The sequence below is a fragment of the Candidatus Dependentiae bacterium genome (assembly GCA_020431705.1).
In the GTDB taxonomy this organism is placed as follows: domain Bacteria; phylum Babelota; class Babeliae; order Babelales; family Vermiphilaceae; genus JAGQHQ01.
Window position 1 is genome coordinate 1 of the sequence record JAGQHQ010000010.1, and the last position, 16,932, is coordinate 16,932.

Consider the following 16,932-nt stretch of genomic DNA (forward strand, 5'->3'; position numbering starts at 1 on the left):
TTTGATTTTTGTGTAATTCCGTTCTGTACAATTTCGTCAATTATGTAGTAAACTTCTTCTATGCTTTTTAGCATTGGTTAGTTCCTTTTTTTTTCAAAAAACGAAGCTAGCCTACTCTATTTTTACTTATTTTTTAATTTCACAATTCGCTCAAGATTTTTTTTTCGAACTTACAGCTCAATCACAAAAACCTCGTTCTAGAGGTAAGAGAGCCATTTAAAACTATTGCTACAGTAGACAATCAACACATATGGCGGGGCTGACGAGACTCGAACTCGCGACCTCTCGCGTGACAGGCGAGCGCTCTAACCGGACTGAGCTACAGCCCCAAATCAAATATAAGATATGGCTCCTCGGGCAGGACTCGAACCTGCGACCCAACGATTAACAGTCGTTTGCTCTACCAACTGAGCTACCGAGGAATAACCAAAGTTTTTAAATTTCAAAAATAACTTTAAATTTATATAAAAACAACAAAACCTGGTGGGCGGTACAGGACTCGAACCTGTGACCCCCAGTTTGTAAGACTGATGCTCTACCAGCTGAGCTAACCGCCCTAGACGTTCAAGATTGTAAATGAAAACACAAAGAAAGTCAAAATAAATAGTAAAAAAATCTTCATAAAACCAAATATTTGTGCGATAGTGAACACAAACATTTTTTACAAAAAATACAAAAAAGGCCTCTCAATGGACATCTTAAGAGCTTTCAGAAGTTTCTTCATGCTCATACTTTTTTTCATGTTTTTTCCACTCATACCAGTACTAACAAAAAACTTAAAAACATTTTATTTCCGCCACTTTGACCCTCGCACACAAGTCGCTGTAGTTCCAATCAGAGGATTTTTGTATGATTCAGCCTATTTGACCAAACATATCCGCAGATTTTTTGAAAATAATGATATCAAAGCAATTCTTTTAAAAATCGAATGTCCCGGAGGAGCCTCTGGTACAGGACAAGCTATATTCAGCGAAATTCGCCATTTTAAAAAAATATACCCCACTAAACCTGTTATTGCATTAGTTGAAAATATTTGTGCCTCAGGTGGTTATTATGTTGCAAGTGCCGCTGACTATATTATTGCACCACCTTCTGCATTAATTGGAAGTATTGGTGCACGTTTTGGCTATCTATTTCAGCTACAAGAACTTCTCCAAGACTACAAGATACAATACAAAGCGATCAAGGCTGGTACATACAAAAATGTAGCAGACCCGTTTGTTGGAATAACTGAACAAGAAGTTGCAATGTTACAGAGTGTTTTAGATGATACATATCAACAGTTTATTGTTGATATTTCACAACAACGTAAGCTCGCACCAACTCAATCATACGAATGGGCCGATGGCAAAATTTTTACTGCGCGACAAGCAAAAAAACTAGGATTAATAGACCAACTAGGTTCTATTTCTGTAGCAAAAAAAGTCATTAAAGAAAAAGCATTAATTGAAACTAATATTAAATGGGTCAAACCTCCACAAAAAAGCGGCTGGTTTAATTTAATTAGTAGCGATTCTTCAGATGATAACGATGAGTTAAGTAGCAATCTTGTTAATGCCATTTGTGCTACGCTTGAAAATCGTTATCTTAAAAAGATCATATATTAACCTCCCTTACGAATCAAATAACAGTACTCAAGGTTTTGAATATCGACCAATGGTTTAACTTTTACATTATGAAAAAGTTCACCAGGTCTATAATCAGAAACATTTCCCAACGCAAAGCCTTTTGGAAATACTAAACCTTGCCCACTTGAAATAAGCAATTCTCCGACATCAATTGAAGATAAATGGCTCACATGCTCCAAGCATGCCGTATCGTTTCTGTTACACCCTCTATGAATACCTGCAGCTCCATGTTTTACTCCATATACTGCAACGTTACACTGCTTGTCAGTGATTAATGTAATTTTACTATACCATCCAAAAACTTGGGTAACCCTGCCAAGCAAACAGTTTTTCCATACCGCAACGGCATCAACCTCAACACCATCGCGAAAGCCTTTATCAACCAAGAAAAAATGTTCTTGTGGTGAAATATTTTTCAGCAATACGCCACCGAGTATGGCATTACCAACCTTATACCGCTTTTTAAAATCAATAATCTCTTTAGTATTATCAATAAAAAGCTGCGTTGAACGGAGCATGATATTGGTAGCAAGCAATGCATCCCGCTCTTTTTGCACTTTATAAAATTGCTGCTCAAGCTCTTTGTATGATCGCTTTCGATCAAAAAAAGTTAAAAGTGGTTTGACAATAGCTCTCTGCATTGAAATAACAGGATAAACAAAATATGAAGCTGTGTAATCTAATATTCCCGGTTTATAAAAAAAAATTCTGCTCGTCAAAAACCATATTAAACTAACAACTAACATAAAAACAACAATCTTTTTCTTGTGTGATTCACGCATAAAAAAACTCCATACTAAGACTAGTTTCACGGAGTATAGCACATTAAAAATTATAAGAAATTTTGAATGCCGGTGTACCACGATTATCAAGCGTAAAACCAGCAGTAATATCGCAAGAAAGTTTGGATGAAATTAATTTATCTGCTGCAAGTGCATATGCTGTACCAAGCGCAGCACCGCCAATAATTTGAGAAATATAATGACGATTGCAATTAACAAAGCTTAAACCTAAAAATGTCGCAAAACCTGCAAGTGGAGCTACTGCAATCATACCATATCGCTTACCGTACAACACTGCCATATACGTAAGCTCTGCCATATGCCCTGACGGAAAGCCACCAAGCGCACGTTTTTTACGACAAAAACGTTGATTCCACGGCCGCAAATTACAATCGACTTCCATTGATTTAAATATATCTTTGCCAAGAATTACAAATGGCATACCCAGTAAAAACACCCAACCAGTGGTACGCAGCTCCCAATCTTTTGCCAAAAAAGCTGTACTGGCCAGTATAGCCATAGGTAAACTTACTCCCCAATGGCAAATATCATGACACCATTTGGGTAGCTGATTTTTATTTTTGTGGTGCTTACGGCAATAAAACACATTTTGTAAATCTTTATCAAACATGCGGGCAAAAATAAATGGTGGAAAAAAAGCAACGGCCGTTTTGTACGTTGACCACGAAGTAAACAATTTTTTATGCAAATCAATAAAATCTTTTACTGGATTACCTGGTACCAACCATTTATCCCAGCGCCATTTACCACCATAGGCATTTGAAACAATTGATATACAAATGAAAAATACAAACAAACGAAGTGTATGTTCATGTATTTTGCTATTCACAGTCACCCCCCAAAAGTACATACATAGAAATAATTCTATGTATTATGAGGGTAAAAAATCACTACTGTAAATTACAAGCCTTTTATAAGGCGGGATGCATTGCATGCCATGGTGTGGCCTGCTCATATGCATGTGCTGTTTGATACAATAATCCCTCAGAAAGATGCGGTCCAATCAATTGAAAACCGATTGGTAATTTGTTGCTGCTAAAACCACATGGTAACGAAATTGCTGGAATACCCGCCAAATTTACCGGACACGTAAAGTAATCTTGTAAATCCATTTGTAATTTATCATGCTCAAATGTACCAATTTTAAATGCTGGTGCTGGTTGCGATGGCATGATAAGCAGATCAATATCTTTGAATGTATCTAAAAACTCTCTACGAATTAATCGCTGCACTTTTTTGGCATTTTGGTAAAACTCACCAGAATGACCTGTAGAAAGTACATAGTTACCAACTAGAATTCGTGCTTTGACCTCATCTCCAAATCCATCATGGCGTGTATCACAGTACATATCAAACAATGTTTGAGCTTCTTTATTCCTCATTGCATACCGAACACCATCAAAACGAGCCAAATTTGATGCCGCCTCTGCACGGCTAATAATAAAGTATGCTGCAGCGCTATAATCAAGCGCTGGAAGCGTTACACGCGTAATTTTTGCGCCAAGCTTTTCTAGTTGATTAATTGCTTGCTCTGTTGCTGCCATGACCTCTGAGTTCATACCATCAGCTTCCAAAGCATTTTGCACGACACCAATTTTTAAATCTTCACGTAATTGATCATTTAATTTGTCTGCATAATCTTTTTTTTGTACTCGAAGACTTGAAGAATCTTTTAAGTCATGCCCAGCAATCACCGAAAACACTAATGCATTATCATAAACCGTACGTGTAAACACACCAACCTGATCCAGCGATGATGCATATGCAACCAAACCATACCGAGACACTAAACCGTAAGTAGGTTTCATACCAACGATGCCACAAAATGCTGCTGGTTGACGCACAGAACCACCTGTTTCTGACCCCAACGCCCATGGCACAAGTCCTGCAGCAACAGCTGCGGCAGATCCGCCACTTGAACCACCAGGAACTCTTGTTGTGTCCCACGGATTTCTTGTTTTAAAAAAAGCTGAAGTTTCTGTTGAACTTCCCATGGCAAATTCATCTAGATTTGCACGCCCAATCAAGAATGCCCCTTCTTGCTTGAGACGTTTAATTACCGTTGCATCATATGGTGCATGATAATTACTCAAAATATTAGATGCACAGGTAAGTTTGCGCCCCTCTTGTGCAATATTATCCTTAATCAGACCAGGAATACCAGCCAATATTCCCTCTGATGTTGTACGTGTTACAATTGATTCTTTATCAAAAATTTCAAGCGCTGATCTAATATCCTCATCTATTTGTTCAAAGCGCAAAATTATCGCATCAAGCAACTCTTGCCGAGATAATTCTTTATTCTCAATCCTTTGACGTAGTTGTTTGATTGTTGCAAAACTAAAACCGCTCATGCTGATGCTCCCTACTTATATTCTAAAATTGCTGGTACCACATAAAAATCTTCTTCTCTCTGCGGCGCCTGCTTCAAACTTTTTTCTGGGTCAGTTTTTATAACAACATCTTCCCTAAAAAAATTCATATTTTTTGTAGATGGCTCTTGTATATCTGCAGCAACTTCTTTTACCCGCTGTGCATAACTTAACACATCATCAAGCTGTTTCATCAATGGCTCAACTTCTTCTTCATGAATATTAAGACGAGAAATACGCGCGATTTTAAGCACCTCTTCCCTTGTAATTTTTATCATAGTAATTGACCTCCTAGATCATTGGTTCTCGCCATGCAGTACCACGGAAACGCTTAATATATGATATGCACATGAGTGCATTACCAATATAAAATAACCCATAAATAAGTATAAATTTTAACTCAACACTCTGAATGTCTAAACCAGACACCATGTATGAAGCTGGAATAAAAAAACAAAGACATACTGCAAGCCGAGTAAGCATTACCGTACGCACATTACCAGAGCCTCGTAGAGCACCTGCTAGTATTAATTGTAGCAAATCAAAGAAAACAAGTACACTCAATATCGGAAATACAAAAGCAGCTAAATCAGTAAACTTGTCTTTTTTATCAAAAATATGAATTATAAATTTAGTGTTAAGCGAAAACAATATCAATGTGGCAAAAACCACAACTGAAGCAATAAATACAATTTTTTTAATATTACTTTTAATTCCTCGCCAATTTTGCCTCCCAAAATCATTACTCACCAAAAAGGTTACCACTTGAGCAAATGCTATTGCTGGTAATAATGCAAACCTCTCCATATCCTTTACAACTGAAAATGTTGCAACACCCACTTTTCCCATTGTTGCAAGCATTTTACATAACCAAATATATGCAAGTGCCATCGTAGACTTATCAATCAACACTGGCCAACTAACATGCAATAAATGCATTCTGTATGAAGGTTCTGTAACCGCATAGATTAATTTGATACCATACATACGATATTTTTTTCTGAAAAGGACAACACATACTACCAAAAAAAGCATAACTCCATATTGAATAACGGAAGCAATAGCAGACCCTTGCAAACCCCAAGCAGGAAAACCAAATTTGCCAAAAATAAAGACATAATCAAAGAAAATAAAAATAAGTGAACCGCCAATAAATATTTTCATTGGCGTTTTTGTATTCTTTATACCACGTAAAAAACCTATAAATGCCAAGAAAACAAACATAAAAAAAATGCCAAGAGCACGTAACCGTAAAAACGGAACCCCCAATCGAACCATTTTTTCTGGTACTCCATACCACGAATAAATGCCATGCGCACCAAAAAATAAAATGCCTGATACAATTCCACCGACTAATACTGTTACCCAAAAAGAATCTCGCATTGTACGGCCAACTTTTTTATATTCCTGCCTTCCATTGAATTGCCCAGCTATAATTACTGTACCAACAGACAATGCTTCGGCAACTTTTGTAAGCCAGTGCAATAAATTATTTGTTGCCCCAAGCGTTGCATAACGTGAAGTAGAAACAAGCTGTGCAACAAACCATGAATCGAGCCAGAATGGAAGTGAATATAACAACAACGCAGTAATAAATTCAGGCATAGAATAGCGTAAAATAGTACGGAAACTTTCACCGTGCTCACCGTCCATAATACCAGACAAGTAACTACGCAAAATGTTTTTTCTCACAATAATCTCCTTACGCTATGTCCTTTTTAAACCAATATTTACGATGTGTTAGATATAAAGGAATGTAGAGAAAAAGTAAAATTAAGCCCCATTACTAAAAAAAATATACCGCCTCCTTTTATTTCCAACGCGGTATGATTCTTCTTTCTTGAAAAAGGGTTTTTCTGCTGTACCCATTTGCCATTTTTGTGATGCCCAATAAACAAGTTGTGCTTTATTATATGGACAATTAGCTTTGAACATACGAACAAGTGCATCTAACTGTAGCGATGCACGCGCGCACACTACATCTACTGGATAATGGGTAATTCGCAAAAAAGTGCGCCAGTCATTATCGTATATTTCTACGTTTTCAAACACAAGTTCTTTACAAACTTCATGTAAAAATTTAACTTTTTTTTGATTTACTTCGATAAGTACAACAAAAAGTTTTGGAAACAAAATCTTTAGTGGTATACCAGGAAACCCACCGCCGCTACCAACATCAGCAATACCACGCAACACACCAAAATTAATAAAATGCCGCAACTGTATTGAGTCACTAAAATGATCTTGTATAATAGCGGATTCATCTGTTATACGCGTTAAATTACTTCTTTTATTCCACTCAAGCAACAAATCCTTATAGCGTTTAAACTGCTGTCCTTGCGCTTCAGTCAGTTGCTCATTATCGACAAAGCTTTGCCAAACCATAGAACTTGCTACTTTCATTATGATACTATGAAAAGAGTTAGGGGAATTAACCATTAGCTTCTTTAGGATACTATAAGACCTATGAAGTACAAAATTTCTTTTATTATATTACTTTTTTTGACCAATTCACACAAAGGATATGCAGATGCTTTAATAAGTTTTTTTCTACAAGCATATCCCAAAGTATTTCCAGAAAATTACGCCCATGAGCTTGAAAACAAATTAAACAAACCAGGAAAAATAGCCCGCCAAAATGTACATCACCAATATAATGAAAACATAGTAGATGGTATTTTCTCTACCTATGGAGGCTTTATAGATATATCTGATGTAAATGGTCAGACAAGTTTCCCCCTCAAACATGCAAAACCACGCATTATACTTGTTGTTACCACTAAAATTACTCCTATCATTATGTCAGGCAACACCATCCATCACTGGGAGCTAGAAGAAGGAACACCTGCGGATTTATATCTCATAGAAAAAAAACAAGATGACAAAACAAAACTTTTTTATTGGGATGCACAATCCTATGTATATCCAAAAGACCGAAAAATTTCCGCCGAAGCGCTTGTACTACTTGCACGCCCAAAAGATATTTATGTACCAACGGGAATTTCTATTGCACGAAAATCAACACACCTTATTTTACCAACCATATTTGTAAAAAAAGGTATTAAAACAATTGATAATGCGCTTTATACATTGAATTTAAAACACTTTTTCGGTCCTATAACCTATATATATAAACGAAACAAAAAAGGATATGCCGCCCATATCATACATTAAATTTTGAAATATACACCTTTACATGTTGGCGCAAATTAAGAACTTATAATAATAATCTCGTCATCTAAATACATGGTAGGTAAAACTGTGTAAAATGAGAAGCCTCATTTTTTTAATTTTTTAGATATTTTATCAAAAAATGGTGCTATATAATTAGTCTCAAAAAGATGATTTCTATCATTGCACGAGTCTACAATTTTTCCTTTATCAATATAAAAAATTTCATCAAATACATCATACACAAAATTCATGTCCTGACTTGCCAAAATAATACAAAACCCTCTTTTCGCAAGATCTTTCAATATTCTTATTAAGATATTGGTATTTTTTGGATCTAAAGAAGCTGTGGGTTCATCAAGCAATAATACTTTGGGAGTTAAGCATAAACTACGTGCAATAGCTACACGTTGCTGCTGACCACCAGATAGATTAAATGGGTATTTATTTTTAAAATCAGTCATACCAAATTGATTAAGCCATTCTATCGCCTTTTCATTGGCATCCTGATAGTTAAAACCATGCACTAAAAGTGGATCTATACAGTTTTCAAGCACTGTTAAATTTTTAAAAAGATTAAAATGTTGAAAAACATATCCTATTAACTCCGATCTTCTTTTCTTGTTCATTAATAATACTGGAATATTATCAATAAGTACCTCTCCTGATTTTAACGGAATTAATCCCACAAGTGCTCTTAAAAGGGTTGTTTTTCCAGCACCACTTTCACCGATAAGAGAGATAATACTATTTTTATATATATCAAATGATATTGTATCTATAATAATCTGATTATTATATTTAACGAGAAGGTTGCTAACTTTTATCATATACTTGATATCTCTGACTGATAAGCATAATTATTTGTAACAACCCTGATAAACACAGATAAACACAGGCAATAAAAAAATAAACTGGTAGAGGATCAAGCTCACGAGAAATAACATTAATACCAGTCCTTGTAAGCTCAGTAACCCCTATCGTTGCTAACAAAGAAGTACTTTTAAGTAACTGCTCAAATTCGCCAATTAAAGCTGGTAAAATATTTTTCATTGCCTGTGGTAAAATAATTCTCCTTAATGAAGCAGAAAATGAATAACCTAAAACTAGGCATGCTTCCCATTGTCCAATATGAACAGTATTAATTCCAGCACGTATTATTTCAGTAACATAACCACTTGAACAAAATGCTAAAGCTAAACTTGCTGCAAAAAAAGCAGAAAGGTTAATTCCCAACACTGAAGGTAGGACAAAATATGCTATTAAAATCTGTACATATGCAGGAATACCTTTCGCAATAAAAGTGTATAATTTAACAAATTTATAGGTTATACAATAAGAAAAATGTTTACTACCAATGATACCTAGTAATAAGCCAGTAACCAGACTTGCTATGCCAGCTATTAGCCAAGAACTTAAGGTGATAACCGTCCCAATGAAAAATTGATAGCCATATAGACTAAGAATATTCATAATTATTCGATACTCCATTTTTGCTCTAACATGTGAATTACCCCCTGAGCATCTAATTGCTGAATAGCCTTTTTCACACTGTCAATTATAATGTTATTGTCTTTACGTATAGCAATACCAATACCGTATACCTGATCCTCTTCACTCAGTTGTACATCAAGAGTTTGCACTTCAGGATATTTCTTCTTAAATTTATTCGCAATAGCTGGCTCAACAAAAGCAGCATCAGCTTTATTGTATTGTATATTAAGCAATGCATCATCAACCTTTTCTGTTGGTTTAGTGTTAATAAAATTATATTTTTGTAGTACAGCATCTTGTGAAGAATGTGGCTCAACACAGACAGTCATATCACGCATATCCGTGATAGACACAACACCCTTCGGTATTTTTTTCCAAAAAATCATAGGGTAAGATGAAATAGTATCTCCTTGATATTTAACCATCGTCACTTTTTTTAATCTATCTTTGGTAATAGATAAACCCCAAATAGCAGCATCAATAGTGCCTTGTTCAAGCGCTATAAAAAGAGGTGTCATAGAACCTAAATCTTTTAACATCAGCTTTTTATCCATTTGTTTTGAAACTTCGTTAATAACATCAATATCAAAACCTTCATACTCACCCAGCTCATTTACACTAACAAATGGCGCGTAACCAGCTGCTGTTCCAACAATAAACATATTTTCAGATGCACCATGTTGCCGCTTAAAAAATAATAACAATGTTAATATGGTAACAATTACAATAAACAATCCAATCATTATTTCTTTTTTATTCATGTTATTTATCCTCACTATTAATTGATTTTTTTAATATATTTTTTTAAAGTTTTGCTTTTAACATTCGATCCATGAGCATAATAAGGACCATCATAAAACCCAATTCCATAGGCAAATGGGCTCAATCTAACCGATAGCCACACTTTTTTTTCTTCTTTAAAGTAATGTTTATATAACACGTTAAATAGTGTATTAAGCTGATTTTTCAAATACACCGTTTCTCCTTTATCATGCGTAATAGGAGAAATGAAATATGAAATCTCTTTATTTGGAAGTAGTAACACTATGGAATTTTTATCATTTGGAAGCATCATTTTATCATTAATCATCTGCATTTTATCATTCGCTTCAAACCTGGAAAAAACTTCTTTTATATAAAAAACCATTTCAAGGTATTGAAGAACAGGATATATAAGAGAAAAATCAACATCTAGCATATTTTTTCCACCCAGCCTCTTAAGTGTGCGATTTAAAGCTTTTGGTCTATAACCCAATTGCGCTAAAGAACAATTAAGAGATCCTTGTCGAATTTCATCTCTACACATTTGTTCACATTCTCTATCTGTTACTATTGATTGATCAGAGGATAACAACCAATTAAAAAAAGATTGTGATGATAATGTCTTAAATCGTCTAGTATTAATTTTTTTATTTACAACGTTTGACTCATGTAAAAGCAATGGACATACCCCTTCAGATAATACTTCTCCATTTGCTATAGTTTCTATAATATTTGGATATTTTTTTTCTATTTCACTTTTAGTAGCAGACAACAAACCCCAAGCAGCTAAATCTACCAACCAAAAAGTTGCTTTTGGTAGCTTGTCAAACAATTGCTTCTTATACCAATCAATATTCTTTTTACCTACACGCCCAAAATAATCTGTAAACCAAACAATAATGTGTGGATCATAGTATTTGCTTTCGATATATGCAAGCTGCCTCTGAAGTGAAAACCGTTCTTTAAATTCATTAAAAAGATTATTTCTTTTTTCTTTATTCATATTTCTAACCGAAAAAAGCCGTGGCACCATTTCAATAAACGTAGCATCGGTTTCTATGGCAAGTGAAAGATTACCAGACTTCTTACTCAATTTTACAAATAGTGCAGATTCTTGTGAAGAATTCATACAAAAAACAGTGTCAAAAACATACAGTAAAATAAACAAAATTTTTAATCTCATTTTCTTCTTTCTAAAAAAATATTGATTATCAAAATAGGATAATCGCACATATATGCATACTCATAGGTTTGTACAACTTTTTGCGTACAACCCCTCTTATACAAATATTAATCAAATGGATAAATACAATTAAAAATAAACGAGTTTTAGTTATAAATTGAAAACTAATAACTATAAATTAGTAGAATACTATTACTTAAGAATATTGATGTAGAATATGAAGATGAAAATGAGATAAAAGCTTAGAAAAAACACATAACTTCCGCTTAGTCAAAAAAGAACACCGCTGTATAGTACAATAGGAAAGTATTAACATTTTACTCCTTACAAACTGTTTTTTAAACAAGATCTTTTAAATAATTTTTACCCAAAATTGTAAGAAATTATAGCATCCTTATTATATATATATAAATAATATTTTGTCAAAAAAATAAAAACTCAATAGAATTTAAGTAACCTCTATCCTTACATTTTTTTAAATTGTGCTTTATATAATGATAAAATTTCTTTTAATGTTGTTCCATCCTCTGGATTTTTATCCTCTCGATAATCTATAAAACGCGGAAAACGTAAACTATAACCAGGTGTTTCTGGTGCTTTTCCTGCACTATGTAATGGTGATCGTGTAATTTCATCTGCACGAATAACACAAACAACAGTAGGATAAACCCATACATCAGGATACAGCTCCTTAGTACATATAACATTTTTAGGTTTTTCTTTAGCTACCACTTTATCACACTGTTGTTTTAACTTTCTCCAACCATTATCTGTTAAGCCAGTACCAACTTTTGCAATAGTCTCAAAGTTATCGTTAGTTTTATCATAAATACCAACTAAAAATGCTCCAATACCAAACTGTGCACGCTTACCTGCCCCTACATAGTATCCCAACACAACACAGTCAATCGTGTCCTGCAAAAAACCTTCTTCGTGTCTTTTTAATTTTATCCAGTTGAAATTACGCTTTCCTGCACGGTATACTGCATCAGGTCGCTTTACAACCAAACCTTCAAGACCCGAACTAATATTATGCATAAAGTACTCATTCAGTGTTTTTACATTATTAATTGTTACTTCTTCTATAAGAGAAACACCATCTCCTTTTACTTTTTCAAAAAGCTCTTCAAGTTTTTTTCTTCGCTGTACATGAGTTTTGTGTAAATATGATGTTCCATTAAGATAAAGTAAATCAAAAATAAAAACACGTAGTGGTAACTCAGCCATTTTTTCTTTAACACCATATTTGCGCTTTCTTTTAACCGTTTCTTGAAATGGCAAAAAACTGTCCGTATTATAATCATATACAATAGCTTCACCCTCAAAAATCATTGTTTGAATAGGTAATTTTGCAACAGCCTCATATACATCGGGAAACATATATGACATGTCTTGTAAGTGGCGTGAGTAAAAATTAATTTTTGGTATTGCTTGCGTTCTGTCAACGTGAATTTGCAGTCTAAAGCCATCTAATTTTGGCTGTGCTACACATGTACCAATTTTTTCAATAATATCTCTTGCTGTTGGTAAACGCTCAGCAGAAGCAGGCCTAATTGGAATACCAACTGTTACATGTATCTGCTTTAGCCACTCTACGCCATGTTCTTTAAGCTCTTTTGCAATTAAGCCAATATCAGCACAAATATTATACGCATTTTCTATTATTGGTCGTAAAGATTTATTACCTGCTTGCATCCACGATAACGCATCGACTAATGTCATATCAGAAAATCCAAGTCGTAACTTACCAACAATAATACGTACGACATATTTTGCTGAAACCGGACCTAATGATCTCAACAAACCCAACAACATTTCTTGCTTTGCTTCTTGTGAGCCAGTTCCTCCTAGTTTTTCGATCGCTACTAATTCTTTATAAACATGATCTACCGTTAAACAATCAGTTTTACACCAATTACCATTCTGAACGACAAGACCTATATCACCCTTTTTTTTAGCAATTTTTGTGATTTCTTCCTGGCTTCCATTAAGCAAATGTGCAATTACTTTAATTACATTCTTTTCAGCCATATTAAATTGAGTACCAATATACGATGGATTCAATTGTCCAAGCGACATGGTACAGATAATTGAAGCCTGCCAAGAACTTGCTCTACCCAATAATTCAGCAAGTAATTGTGCCATAACCAAGCGACTGCTCTCTGACTCTATTTTTTCAAAACATGTGGCAACTTCATAAAATTTCATATCTATCCAACTCAATTTTTTACACTATTTTTTAACTAATTTCTTGATGTTATCACGATGTCGATACAAGCACCATAACGCAATAAACAACTGTATTATAAAAGTATTGTATGCACTATAATATCCAATGCATGGCAACAGTACTAAAGCAACAATTGAGGCTAATCCGGCAATATGAGTCAACAAAAAAATCGCAAGCCAAATACCAATAAAACTGAGTAACAGAGAAAACGAAAATGCTGTAAGCATACCTACTGCTGTACCAACACCTTTACCACCAGTAAAGTGTAGAAAAAGCGAATGTCCGTTACCAAGCAATAAAAAAGTGGATAAAAAATGAACATAAGATTCTTCTGTCACGATTGAATAGCCACAAGTAATGCACAGAAAAGCTTTAAGCGCATCAATAAATAACACTATGAAAAAATAGTTATGTCCCAACATACGAGCAACATTCGTTGCACCAATATTGCCAGAGCCATGCTTTCTGATGTCTTGTACACCACACCACCTTGCAATTAAATAGCCTGTTGGAATTGAACCAACCAAATAAGCAATAATAAGATATAATAATGCTTTCATAGGTTATTTTTATCCACATGCAATTGAGCATACGCAATAGATTCCAGTTTTACCTTTTTTTCAGAGTACTCAGACCACATTTGCATAAAAATTTTATAATACCGGTACGCTGAAAAGACAGACAAGAATATTGTAAAAAACAACAACCCAAACTCCAAATTATTCCACAACAGTGCACAAGATGTGTTAACACCATGACATGGATTAAAAATAATAAAACTTATAGCAATTATTTGAATAGTTGTTTTTATTTTGCCTAACCAAGAGACAGAAATATTAAAACCATGCTCAAGTGCTACATGCCGCAAAGCCATAACAAAAAACTCTCTACCAATCAAAATAATAACCCAATAAAATAAAATTCTGTCAGCTACGAGCAACCCTATCAACGTACTATAAAACAAAAATTTATCTGCTACAGGATCAAGCACTTTTCCTAGAATACTTTTTTGATTGTATTTTCTTGCAATATAACCGTCCAAAAAATCAGTCAAGCCAAATAGAACAAAAAGACTAGTCAGCGAACCATTTAACCATATGTTATTAACGGGAAGACCATATACCAACAAAATTGGTAAAACAATAGGAGAAATTATTAAACGCACAAGGGTAAGCCATGTGGCTGTTGTTATAAAATTGGTTGACATAAAAAACGTGTACCTTTTATTTAGAATAACACAAAAAGCTATTATTCGTATGATACTACGTTATTTAAAAAAATTGAATTGAGATTTATGTTAAAAAATTACCTAACAACAAAGCTTTACATACAAGTTGGTGGCGATGCAGGGACTCGAACCCCGGACCTACGGATTATGATTCCGCCGCTCTAACCAGCTGAGCTACATCGCCATAGATAGGTAAATATCAGATACTAAGCTTTTCTATTTTAAATCCATTTAAAAATGCATTGAACAACGAACGTAAGAAAAATAACCCGGTAATAAGTGTTGCAATAATGCCAAGCATCATTGTTACTGCAAAACCTTGAATTGGACCAGTACCAAATTTATACAATACAATGCCGACAATGAACGTAGTAATATTAGCATCAATGATAACCGACATCACATTTGCAAAACCCGTTGTAACGGCCTTTTTAATAGTTGTCCCCTCTTGTAATTCTTCTTTAATACGTTCGAAAATTAAAATAGAAGCATCAACAGCCATACCTATCGTCAAAATCATACCGGCAATACCGGGTAACGTAAGCGTTGCTCGCAACCATGCAAGACCGAGTAACACTAGTAACAAGTTAAAGACTAATGCAATAAAGGCAAAGATTCCAGAAAGCTTATAATAAATCAAACTAAAAATAAATAGCAGCACCAAACCAACCAAACAAGAAAGGAATCCCTGTTTAATTGATTCTTCGCCCAATACTGGGCCAATTTGACGTTCTTCTTCAAGTGTAACAGGCGCCACAAAAGCCCCGGACTTCAGTAACAATGCCAACTCTTTTGCTTGAGCAGAACTAAAACCACCAGTAATATATCCATTATTTCTAATACGAGCAGAAACACTTGGAGCAGAAATAACTACATCATCCAACACAATTGCAATACGGCGTTGATAATACTTACTTGTAAGATCATAAAATTTATTACCGCCCTCTGGAGTAAGCAAGAAGTCAACAACCAATTGTGCCGTCTGTTCATCAAATCTTGGACGAGCGTCAGTTAAGTATTTTCCAGTAACATCTGCATATTTTGGAACAAGATAATATTCCTTAACTTTTCCATCTTCTTCCCTGAATGGCAAAATTTGCATATCGCCAGGAATTTCACCATCAAATTCAAAACGAATATCATCTGGACTTGCACCAATTTTTTCTACTGGCTTAAATTCAAGCATCGCCGCTTTACCGATCATTGCTTTTGCCTGCTGTGGATCAGAAACATCTGGCAACTCAACTACAATTTGACGATCACCTTGACGCGCAATAGTAATTTCGGCAACACTCATTTTATCAAGGCGCGTTCTTAGCACTTCAATATTACGTCCAACAGCATCCTCACTAATTTTTTGAACTTCCCGATCAGGTAAAATTATTTTCAAAATTGTACCATCAATTTTTTGTTCAAGTGCATTTTTCTCTTCACGAAGTAAAAGTGCCGCCGCCTGTGCATCGGCTATAGATGCAAAGATTAAGACAATCTCGTGTTTATTAATTTTCTTTGTTTGCGAATGGGACTCAACAACAACTTTTTTATCTACAGGCATCTTATCTGCTGATTCTAACTTGTTGGAAATAGCCTGTAGTTTCTCTAATAAAACAGATTCAACGGCTTTATCCGTTTGAACTTCGAGCGTAATGTAAGTACCGCCAACCAAGTCTATACCAAATCGAAGAGTATTTCTTAGTGGATATAAAAAGTAAAGGCCAATTGCACCAACAACTACCCAAAACGATAGCCATGAAAATAGTAATGCTCGAATATTCATATAAGCTCCCTGCAGTACAATAATTTTTTACTCATTTTTCTACACTCCACATATTTTTGATTCTTTTAAGACTTTCCGACGTACCTCACTCCGCTCAGCGCCACAAACATTACATAAAACTATCTACAAACAAAGAACTAGTCCGTAGTAAATAATTTCAAAAAATCTGAAAATCCCAATTAGCAAATTATGGTGCCGAGGAAGGGACTCGAACCCCCACGGGATTTCTCCCACTGCCCCCTTAAAGCAGCGTGTCTGCCAATTTCACCACCTCGGCGCATAAA

The 16,932-nt window shown here is 34.7% G+C and carries 16 protein-coding genes and 5 tRNA genes; 2 read left to right on the plus strand and 19 right to left on the minus strand.

Features of this window, described 5'->3' with window-relative positions; genetic code table 11:
* Positions 1-251 precede the first annotated feature (251 nt).
* The 3 genes from KC460_03505 to KC460_03515 all read right to left on the minus strand — a co-directional run bounded on the left by KC460_03505 (position 252) and on the right by KC460_03515 (position 557).
* Positions 252-329: transfer RNA gene (locus tag KC460_03505), tRNA-Asp, on the minus strand.
* 17 nt (positions 330-346) lie between these two features.
* Positions 347-422: transfer RNA gene (locus tag KC460_03510), tRNA-Asn, on the minus strand.
* A 59-nt stretch (positions 423-481) separates the two neighbouring features.
* Positions 482-557: transfer RNA gene (locus tag KC460_03515), tRNA-Val, on the minus strand.
* 132 nt (positions 558-689) lie between these two features.
* Here KC460_03515 and sppA point away from each other — a divergent pair.
* Positions 690-1,607 carry a signal peptide peptidase SppA gene (gene sppA, locus KC460_03520; protein ID MCA9770411.1) on the plus strand — a complete coding sequence of 306 codons (918 nt, stop codon included), beginning with the start codon at positions 690-692 and terminating at the stop codon, positions 1,605-1,607.
* Here sppA and KC460_03525 read toward each other — a convergent pair.
* The 6 genes from KC460_03525 to rsmG form a co-directional block, all read right to left on the minus strand.
* Positions 1,604-2,410 (minus strand): rod shape-determining protein MreC, encoded by an 807-nt coding sequence (locus tag KC460_03525; protein MCA9770412.1) that lies wholly within the window; start codon positions 2,408-2,410, stop codon positions 1,604-1,606. The genes sppA and KC460_03525 overlap by 4 nt on opposite strands.
* A gap of 43 nt (positions 2,411-2,453) precedes the next feature.
* A complete protein-coding gene (locus tag KC460_03530) occupies positions 2,454-3,260 on the minus strand; it encodes a phosphatase PAP2 family protein (GenBank protein ID MCA9770413.1) in 807 nt (268 codons plus the stop codon).
* An 82-nt stretch (positions 3,261-3,342) separates the two neighbouring features.
* On the minus strand, positions 3,343-4,785 hold the full coding sequence (gene gatA, locus KC460_03535; GenBank protein MCA9770414.1) for an Asp-tRNA(Asn)/Glu-tRNA(Gln) amidotransferase subunit GatA: 1,443 nt from the start codon (positions 4,783-4,785) through the stop codon (positions 3,343-3,345).
* 11 nt (positions 4,786-4,796) lie between these two features.
* Complete coding sequence (gatC, locus tag KC460_03540) at positions 4,797-5,081, minus strand: Asp-tRNA(Asn)/Glu-tRNA(Gln) amidotransferase subunit GatC (GenBank protein ID MCA9770415.1); 285 nt, start codon at positions 5,079-5,081, stop codon at positions 4,797-4,799.
* A 13-nt stretch (positions 5,082-5,094) separates the two neighbouring features.
* Positions 5,095-6,495, minus strand: coding sequence for an MATE family efflux transporter (locus tag KC460_03545; GenBank protein ID MCA9770416.1), 1,401 nt, complete (start codon positions 6,493-6,495; stop codon positions 5,095-5,097).
* 81 nt (positions 6,496-6,576) lie between these two features.
* Positions 6,577-7,206 carry a 16S rRNA (guanine(527)-N(7))-methyltransferase RsmG gene (gene rsmG / locus KC460_03550; protein MCA9770417.1) on the minus strand — a complete coding sequence of 210 codons (630 nt, stop codon included), beginning with the start codon at positions 7,204-7,206 and terminating at the stop codon, positions 6,577-6,579.
* Positions 7,207-7,269: 63 nt separating this feature from the next.
* Between rsmG and KC460_03555 the strand changes: the two genes are divergently transcribed.
* The gene (locus tag KC460_03555) at positions 7,270-7,977 is read left to right on the plus strand and encodes a hypothetical protein (protein MCA9770418.1); all 708 of its coding nucleotides are present in this window, start codon (positions 7,270-7,272) and stop codon (positions 7,975-7,977) included.
* Positions 7,978-8,081: 104 nt separating this feature from the next.
* On the opposite strand, the gene KC460_03560 is transcribed toward KC460_03555, so the two are convergent.
* From KC460_03560 to KC460_03605, 10 genes are all read right to left on the minus strand, one after another.
* On the minus strand, positions 8,082-8,804 hold the full coding sequence (locus KC460_03560) for an amino acid ABC transporter ATP-binding protein (protein ID MCA9770419.1): 723 nt from the start codon (positions 8,802-8,804) through the stop codon (positions 8,082-8,084).
* Positions 8,791-9,447 carry an amino acid ABC transporter permease gene (locus tag KC460_03565; GenBank protein MCA9770420.1) on the minus strand — a complete coding sequence of 219 codons (657 nt, stop codon included), beginning with the start codon at positions 9,445-9,447 and terminating at the stop codon, positions 8,791-8,793. Before KC460_03565 ends, KC460_03560 begins: the two co-directional genes overlap by 14 nt.
* Positions 9,448-9,449: 2 nt before the next feature.
* Entirely contained in the window at positions 9,450-10,229 is a 780-nt protein-coding gene (locus KC460_03570; GenBank protein MCA9770421.1) for a transporter substrate-binding domain-containing protein, read from the minus strand.
* 17 nt (positions 10,230-10,246) lie between these two features.
* Entirely contained in the window at positions 10,247-11,233 is a 987-nt protein-coding gene (locus KC460_03575; GenBank protein ID MCA9770422.1) for a hypothetical protein, read from the minus strand.
* 645 nt (positions 11,234-11,878) lie between these two features.
* The gene (locus KC460_03580) at positions 11,879-13,621 is read right to left on the minus strand and encodes an ATP-dependent DNA ligase (protein MCA9770423.1); all 1,743 of its coding nucleotides are present in this window, start codon (positions 13,619-13,621) and stop codon (positions 11,879-11,881) included.
* A 24-nt stretch (positions 13,622-13,645) separates the two neighbouring features.
* Positions 13,646-14,203 carry a glycerol-3-phosphate 1-O-acyltransferase PlsY gene (plsY, locus tag KC460_03585; protein ID MCA9770424.1) on the minus strand — a complete coding sequence of 186 codons (558 nt, stop codon included), beginning with the start codon at positions 14,201-14,203 and terminating at the stop codon, positions 13,646-13,648.
* Positions 14,200-14,850 carry a CDP-diacylglycerol--glycerol-3-phosphate 3-phosphatidyltransferase gene (pgsA, locus tag KC460_03590; protein MCA9770425.1) on the minus strand — a complete coding sequence of 217 codons (651 nt, stop codon included), beginning with the start codon at positions 14,848-14,850 and terminating at the stop codon, positions 14,200-14,202. Before pgsA ends, plsY begins: the two co-directional genes overlap by 4 nt.
* 128 nt (positions 14,851-14,978) lie before the next feature.
* Positions 14,979-15,055 (minus strand) — tRNA-Met (locus tag KC460_03595).
* Between the two features lie 15 nt (positions 15,056-15,070).
* On the minus strand, positions 15,071-16,648 hold the full coding sequence (gene secD / locus KC460_03600; protein MCA9770426.1) for a protein translocase subunit SecD: 1,578 nt from the start codon (positions 16,646-16,648) through the stop codon (positions 15,071-15,073).
* 190 nt (positions 16,649-16,838) lie between these two features.
* A tRNA-Leu gene (locus KC460_03605) sits at positions 16,839-16,925 on the minus strand.
* Between the last annotated feature and the right edge of the window lie 7 nt (positions 16,926-16,932).

What these genes read in the sequence shown, in the direction of transcription:
- sppA (MCA9770411.1), top strand. Translation starts at nt 690, where the DNA reads ATGGACATCTTAAGAGCTTTCAGAAGTTTCTTCATGCTCATACTTTTT.
- KC460_03525 (MCA9770412.1), bottom strand. Translation starts at nt 2,410, where the DNA reads ATGCGTGAATCACACAAGAAAAAGATTGTTGTTTTTATGTTAGTTGTT.
- gatA (MCA9770414.1), bottom strand. Translation starts at nt 4,785, where the DNA reads ATGAGCGGTTTTAGTTTTGCAACAATCAAACAACTACGTCAAAGGATT.
- gatC (MCA9770415.1), bottom strand. Translation starts at nt 5,081, where the DNA reads ATGATAAAAATTACAAGGGAAGAGGTGCTTAAAATCGCGCGTATTTCT.
- rsmG (MCA9770417.1), bottom strand. Translation starts at nt 7,206, where the DNA reads ATGAAAGTAGCAAGTTCTATGGTTTGGCAAAGCTTTGTCGATAATGAG.
- KC460_03555 (MCA9770418.1), top strand. Translation starts at nt 7,270, where the DNA reads ATGAAGTACAAAATTTCTTTTATTATATTACTTTTTTTGACCAATTCA.
- KC460_03560 (MCA9770419.1), bottom strand. Translation starts at nt 8,804, where the DNA reads ATGATAAAAGTTAGCAACCTTCTCGTTAAATATAATAATCAGATTATT.
- KC460_03565 (MCA9770420.1), bottom strand. Translation starts at nt 9,447, where the DNA reads ATGAATATTCTTAGTCTATATGGCTATCAATTTTTCATTGGGACGGTT.
- KC460_03570 (MCA9770421.1), bottom strand. Translation starts at nt 10,229, where the DNA reads ATGAATAAAAAAGAAATAATGATTGGATTGTTTATTGTAATTGTTACC.
- KC460_03575 (MCA9770422.1), bottom strand. Translation starts at nt 11,233, where the DNA reads ATGAATAAAGAAAAAAGAAATAATCTTTTTAATGAATTTAAAGAACGG.
- KC460_03580 (MCA9770423.1), bottom strand. Translation starts at nt 13,621, where the DNA reads ATGAAATTTTATGAAGTTGCCACATGTTTTGAAAAAATAGAGTCAGAG.
- plsY (MCA9770424.1), bottom strand. Translation starts at nt 14,203, where the DNA reads ATGAAAGCATTATTATATCTTATTATTGCTTATTTGGTTGGTTCAATT.
- pgsA (MCA9770425.1), bottom strand. Translation starts at nt 14,850, where the DNA reads ATGTCAACCAATTTTATAACAACAGCCACATGGCTTACCCTTGTGCGT.
- secD (MCA9770426.1), bottom strand. Translation starts at nt 16,648, where the DNA reads ATGAATATTCGAGCATTACTATTTTCATGGCTATCGTTTTGGGTAGTT.